Source organism: Xenorhabdus beddingii, assembly GCF_002127545.1.
GTDB lineage: Bacteria > Pseudomonadota > Gammaproteobacteria > Enterobacterales > Enterobacteriaceae > Xenorhabdus > Xenorhabdus beddingii.
Map to the genome: position 1 here is coordinate 1 of NZ_MUBK01000051.1, position 6,474 is coordinate 6,474.

General features: G+C 48.6%; 8 protein-coding genes. All 8 read left to right on the forward strand.

Annotated features, from left to right (window positions below; all coding sequences use genetic code 11):
* On the forward strand, positions 1-1,129 hold a 1,129-nt coding region (locus tag Xbed_RS17590; RefSeq protein ID WP_086114143.1), incomplete at its 5' end, for a terminase.
* Between the two features lies 1 nt (position 1,130).
* A complete protein-coding gene (locus tag Xbed_RS17595; RefSeq protein ID WP_086114144.1) occupies positions 1,131-2,516 on the forward strand; it encodes a DUF4055 domain-containing protein in 1,386 nt (461 codons plus the stop codon).
* Positions 2,517-2,519: 3 nt separating this feature from the next.
* A complete protein-coding gene (locus Xbed_RS17600; protein ID WP_086114145.1) occupies positions 2,520-3,581 on the forward strand; it encodes a minor capsid protein in 1,062 nt (353 codons plus the stop codon).
* Positions 3,582-3,645: 64 nt separating this feature from the next.
* Positions 3,646-4,329, forward strand: coding sequence for a hypothetical protein (locus Xbed_RS17605; RefSeq protein WP_086114146.1), 684 nt, complete (start codon positions 3,646-3,648; stop codon positions 4,327-4,329).
* Position 4,330: 1 nt separating this feature from the next.
* On the forward strand, positions 4,331-5,302 hold the full coding sequence (locus Xbed_RS17610) for a major capsid protein (protein WP_086114147.1): 972 nt from the start codon (positions 4,331-4,333) through the stop codon (positions 5,300-5,302).
* Between the two features lie 39 nt (positions 5,303-5,341).
* A complete protein-coding gene (locus tag Xbed_RS17615; RefSeq protein WP_086114148.1) occupies positions 5,342-5,719 on the forward strand; it encodes a DUF7370 family protein in 378 nt (125 codons plus the stop codon).
* Between the two features lie 127 nt (positions 5,720-5,846).
* A complete protein-coding gene (locus Xbed_RS20350) occupies positions 5,847-6,062 on the forward strand; it encodes a hypothetical protein (RefSeq protein ID WP_244182541.1) in 216 nt (71 codons plus the stop codon).
* Between the two features lies 1 nt (position 6,063).
* Positions 6,064-6,435: a hypothetical protein gene (locus Xbed_RS17625; RefSeq protein WP_086114150.1), complete on the forward strand. Its 372-nt coding sequence runs from the start codon at positions 6,064-6,066 to the stop codon at positions 6,433-6,435.
* The last annotated feature ends 39 nt before the right edge of the window (positions 6,436-6,474 follow it).

A 6,474-nucleotide genomic window follows, 5' to 3' on the forward strand; every position in this document is an offset into this window, starting at 1 on the left:
TGAACTGGTCTTTCGTAAAGGCGGGTCACTTTATGTATCAACCTCATTCCGTGGTGGCACATTGCGTTATCTGCATGTCTCTGAGTTCGGGAAGATATGTGCCAAATTCCCCCATAAGGCGCGCGAAATAGTGACGGGTGCATTTGAAGCGGTATCAACCGATTGTTTCACGACGATTGAAAGTACAGCGGAAGGACGAGCCGGTTACTTTTTTGACTACTGCCAGACGGCCGAGAAAGCACAAATACAAGGTAAGCAGTTGTCTAATCTTGACTGGAAATTCTTTTTCTTCTCGTGGTGGAAGAACCCACTCTATGCCATTGATCCGGTAGAGCCAATACCACAGCGATTGGCTGATTATTTTGCTGAAATTAAGGCAAAGCATGGGATCAACCTGACAGAACGCCAACAGGCTTGGTATCTCGCCAAAGAGAAGACATTAGGCGATGACATGAAGCGGGAATATCCATCTATCCCGTCCGAGGCATTTCAGCAATCAGTTGAGGGCGCTTACTACGCTAAACAGTTCCGCTGGTTGTACGAAAACAAACGCATTGGAAAATTGCCGGATAACTCACATCTGCCTGTCCATACATTCTGGGATATTGGGGTGGGTGACTCAACGGCTATCTGGTTCGTTCGTGAAGTGGGTGAAGAGTTCCATATCATTGACTATTACGAAAACTCCGGTGAAGGCTTACGGCATTACATGAAGGTGCTAAAAGATAAAGGCTACACATACGGTGAGCACTGGGGGCCACATGATATCGATAACCGAGAGTTCGGCTCTGATGCCAAGTCACGTCGCGAACTGGCGCGAGAGGGATATGAGATCGATGGTCAGAAATACTCAATGATATTTAAGGTCGTGCCAAAGGTGGGTGTTGATACCGGCATTGAATCAGTACGTGAAATTTTGCCTAACTGTGCATTTGATGAAGAGAAGTGCGCTGAGGGCATATCTCATCTGGAAAGCTATCGCAAAGAATGGGATGACAAGCGCGGCTGCTGGAAAGATAAGCCGCTCCATGACTTCACATCACATGGAGCTGATGGCTTCCGTTATTTTGCTGTCGCTAAGAACAATCAAAAACGTTTAACCAAGAAAATCAATTTCAACTGGAACTAACATGAATACCAACGTTGATTACCGGCACCCGGCGTACAACGAGTTTCTGCCTGAGTGGAACATGATCGGCGATTGTGTTGATGGCGAACGCGTTGTTAAAAGCCGGAGAGAGAAGTATTTGCCCCACCCGGCAGACAGAAAAGACAAAGACGACCCAAATAACGAGCGTTATAAACGCTATCTTCTCCGGGCGTCGTTTATTAACGCTACAGGGCGGACATTGTGGGGGTTGTTGGGCATTGCCTTTAATAAACCTGTAAAAATCAATATCTCAGGTGGCATTGAATATCTGGAGACGGATATTAGCGGTGAGGGGCAGCCACTAACACAAATGATACGTGACGCTTTATCACAAGTGTTACAGCGCGGGCGAGCGGGCTTACTGACCGATTTTTCAGGCGCAGGCATTCAATCAGAGGCAAACAAAGGCCGTCCGTATATTCGACTGTTCACCGCAAAGCAGATTATCAACTGGCGAGCCACTAATGGAAAAACATCATTGGTTGTCGTTCATTATCAAGAACCCAAAGAATCAGACTATTTTGATTTACAGATGATGGACCGTTGGATTGAGTTGCGGCTCATTGAGGGTAAAGCGTATTCGCGAAATTGGTATCAGGACGGCGGTGACTTAATCGCCGAAGATTGGATTGAGCTTAAAGATTCGTCCGGTCGTCCGTTACCTGAATTGCCGTGGTCGTGGGTTGGGGCATCGAATAATGACCACACCCCCGATGCGCCGCCGCTGGCTGATATTGCCTATGTGAATATCAAACATTATCAGATGGAAGCTGACATCGCTGAGTCCGCACACACAGTGGGTCAACCGATGGTTGCACTGTCAGGTCTCACTGATGATTGGGTGAAAAACCACATGTCAGACGGATTTACTGTTGGTTCCCGCAAAGGCGTTCTGTTACCGCAGGGAGGTGATATGAAATTCGCCCAGCCGGAAGAACGAACCATGCAGATTTCCGTAGCCGAGCGACGGGAAAAGCAGATGGCAATGCTGGGCGCTAAATTAATTGAGCGTGGTACATCCGCGAGAACAGCAACACAGGCTCAGGATGAGGCACAGACGGATAACTCCGTGCTCTCACTGAGCGCCGGTAATGTTGAGCAGGCATTCAACCGAGCATTGCAGTTCTGCATTCAGTTTGCTGGTGCTGGCGAGGCCTCAGTGGAACTCAACAAGACATATGAAATTGCTCAGCTTGATTCGGCAGCAATTACAGTACTTCTGGCATCAGTTCAGTCCGGCAACATGCGGATTGTGGATTTTGTCCGGTATATGCAGGGCGTAAATCTTGTTCCGCAGGATGAGAAGCCTGAGGATGTTGTGGATGAACTGGAACTGACCAGAGGTGCAAATATGTTGGGGGTGTAAGTCATGCAGGCGAACGGCATTCTTGATAATGCGCTGATGGTTCAGATCATGCTGGAAAGGCTGAAATCATCAACAGCAGATACGCGTGATTTAGTGTCAGATATTCGCGCTGCTGTAGCATCTGCGCTGTCTGGATTCTCCGGCAATGTTTCCTCTGTCGGCAGGGTAAAATCAATAGCTCATGCATTGAGAAAATCACTAAAACCTGTTCTTGCCGGTCATTCTGACAGGTTACTTGATGAAGTTATCAATGCCGCCGTTGTGATGGCGAATGCGGAATATCACGGATTTAACTCACTGGCCGGAAGCGTTAATTCGGCTGACGATGACAAAGTATGCAGAGATGTGCAAAACACACCTCTGTCCCTGTCAGGGTGGAATGGCTCCCTGTTTCTCGCTAAGTTTATCGCGTCATGGGCTGATACAGCAGTACAGCAGATAGAAAATCAGGCGGTGATGTCGTTGTCATCAGGAGGCAGCATATCGGATCTGCAATCATCGATTAACGGAACTTCAGTTGAACCTCTGATAATCGCAGCGGCGGTAGTCGGCAGGGTGGCAAGAGGATTTCAGATGGTTGCCAGAACAACACTCCAGCATGCTCACAGCGTGGCGGCAACGGATTTCTACAAAGAAAATCCTGACCTGATTAAGTATGAGGAATTCAGCGCAATACTGGATAACAAAACATCGGCAGTGTGCCGGTCGCTGTCCGGTAACCGCTATCCGCTTGGTGAGGGGCCACGGCCTCCGCTGCATCCTAACTGTCGCAGCCGCTTACTTCCGGTGCTGGATGATAAATACGCAAACCTGTTTGTAACGGAGCCGGTTGGTAATTCTGAGTGGGGTGAAGAGACTTATTACGAGTGGCTTTACCGCCAGCCAGCCAACAGGCAGGACATTGTGCTCGGCAAAACCAGGGCGCAATTGTTCCGTGACGGTGGGTTGTCGCCTGAGCGGTTCGCTAAATTGCAACTCGATAAATATTTCAGGCCAATGACGCTGAAAGAGCTAAAAAAAATCATACCTGACGCCTTCAGAAAGGCAGATATCGAACTCAAATGACCCGCTCCGGCGGGTTTTTATTACCTGTAGTCAGTGACTACATCATCAAAACCCGAGGTTGACGATGTTTAAGTTTTTATTAACAAAAGAAGAATTTGAAGCATTAACTGATGAACAAAAAGCCATGTACAAAGCGCAGGGTGACAAATATCAGTTACAGATTGAGGGCATGCCGGAGATCCCCGATGTTTCCGGTCTGCAAAAGAAAGTCGATGAGCTGCTTTCTGAGAAAAAAACGGAGCAGGAAAAACGCCGTCAAGCGGAAGAAGCCGCCAAAAAAGCCGCAGAAGAACAAGCCCGAAAAAATGGGGATATTGAAGCGCTGGAGAAAAGCTGGTCTGAAAAGCTAACTACACGTGAAAAGGAATTACTGACGCAGCTCGAAGAAAAAGACGGCAATTTGCGCACATTGCTGGTGGATAACGTCGCGCAGTCACTGGCGACAAAACTCGCGGGTGATAGCGCCCCATTAATCATGCCGCATATTAAGTCTCGTCTGACAGTTGAGGACGGAAAAACGCGCGTTGTTGATGCTGGCGGTCAGCCGTCAGCTTTTACCATTGATGAACTCGAAAAAGAGTTTCGCAGTAACCAATTATTTGCTCCGGTCATTATCGGCAGCAAGGCCACTGGAACCGGGGGTGACGGCGGCAAGGGGAAAACACCAGCCGGAGGCGGTGATAAACCCAAAAGCACAAATCCATTAGTTGATCGTGCTCGTGAAATCATTGCTAAATCAGAGGAATAACATGTCGTTACATATTTTTCAAAAACAAGTTTCTACCGCCGCGACTGAGCTGGTTGCCCAGGCTGTTCGTGAGTTTAATGAGGCATCGGGCGGTGCGTTAGTGCTCGGGGATGGTGACCATATTGGTGACTTTGTTGAGCAAACATCATGGCAGTTGCTGGGAGGTTTAGCTCAGCGCCGTAATGCGTATGGCTCAGGCAATTTAACCCCGCAAGAGTTGGGCCAAATCTTGGATCGCATGGTTAAGGTTGATGGTCGTATTGGTCCTGTTTCTGTGACGCCAACCATGATGAAGCGTCTGGGTAAGGATGTTTCAGAGGCGTCGGCAGTTGTAGCCGCTCAGTCTGCTGAAGCTATGTTGCAAGACTACCTGAATACTACGGGTGCTGCGTTGAAAGCTGCTATCTCTGGAAACACTGAGTCCGTTACTGATCTGTCAACAGAGAAAAAAGCGCCTTCTTTGCGTGGTCTGAACCGTGCAACACGTCCGTTTGGTGATGCGTATTCCCGCATTATTGCGTGGTTGATGGATGGCGCAACTTTTAATGACTTCATGGACGAAACGCTGTCCAATGCCAACAAGCTGTTCCAGATTGGCAACGTAGCCATCAAACAGGATGGCTTTGGGCGTCGTTTTGTCGTGTCAGATATTCCTGCCCTGTCTGATGGTGAAAAACAGCATTCATTAGGTCTGGTTGTTGGTGCTGCTGCTGTCCAGACTTCACCGCTCATCATGAAAGCCCAAGATGTTCTGGGTCAAGAGAATATCAAGGCACTGATGCAGGGTGAGTACGATTTTACTGTTGGTTTGCGTGGTTATCAATGGGCGAAAGACAGCATCAAGTCGCCAACGAATGATCAGCTCGGCACCAAGGCAAACTGGAAGCAGATAGTAACCAGCATTAAAGATACTGCTGGTGTTATGGTGACTTTCGGTAAAGATGCCGCAACTACTGCTGGTGACATCAAGTAACCCACAGGGGCGAAAGCCCCTTAACAACCGGAGGAAACGATGGTTATGCAGATCGGCATTGATCAGGTTCATGAGCAGCTTGAGATGATGGGGTTTGAGGCTCCTGACTTTGTGATTACCGCTGCTATGTCTGTGGTTGACAGTATTGACGACTGCCTTGACAAGGCAGGGTACACGGATGCGGTGATGACACTGATTAAGGTGTACTCCGTCATCCTCATTCTGTCCGCTGCTGATGTCCGTAAAATAGCATCAGAACATGCTCCGTCCGGTGCGTCAGTCTCATACCAGTATTTTGCAGACGGCAGGAAATCTTTGCTGAAATTGTTATCCGCGCTGGATACAGCAGGATGCACGGACAATCTGCCGATTGACCGACCTGTCGGTATTATTCAGTTTGACGTGAACCGGGGATGATATGGGTAGAATCCTGCGCCGGTTCTGCAAGGGCTGGGCGACAATCTGGAAAGTGAAGGGTAAGGACGGGTACGGCAAACCGGAGTTCTCGGAGCCAATCCACATCCGGTGTGATTACGGAAGCAGGATGAGCGATGGAACAAAAACTGTCGGTACTGAAATTGTCATCAAAAACGTCATCTGGACGGAATACAGCGAAGCCACGCAGGATGATTATATTGCTATCGGAAAACACAGCGGACGTGATCCGTCAGTGGCCGGTGCCAGTAAAATCAAAGCCGTTGACCGTGATCGCGATATTAACGGCGGAAAGGATGACTACACATTAACAACGGCGGTGTGACATGGGAGTAAAGGTTATTGGCATTAACCGTGCTGTTGCTGACCTGAATATGCTGGTTGGCAACATCACATCAAAGAAAGTCAACAGGGCTATGCATCGCGCACTGGATATCGGCGGGAGACAGGCGGCGGTGTATACGCCGATTGATACCAAGACGCTGATTAACTCTCAGTTCCGTGATGTGGAGGTGAAAGGAACACTGTTTACCGGTCGTGTCGGCTATTCAGCGTCTTATGCTGTTTTTGTCCACGACCCGAATGTGAAGCAGAGTTTCCGCAGGGCTACGGCGAAGAAAGAGTTTTTGAAGCTGGGGTTCGATGAAATGAGGTCTCAGATTGACAAGGCCGTAACGAAGGAATTGAAATCATTATGACCGTATTTGAACAGTTCCGCCATTATTTGGGTAAATCTG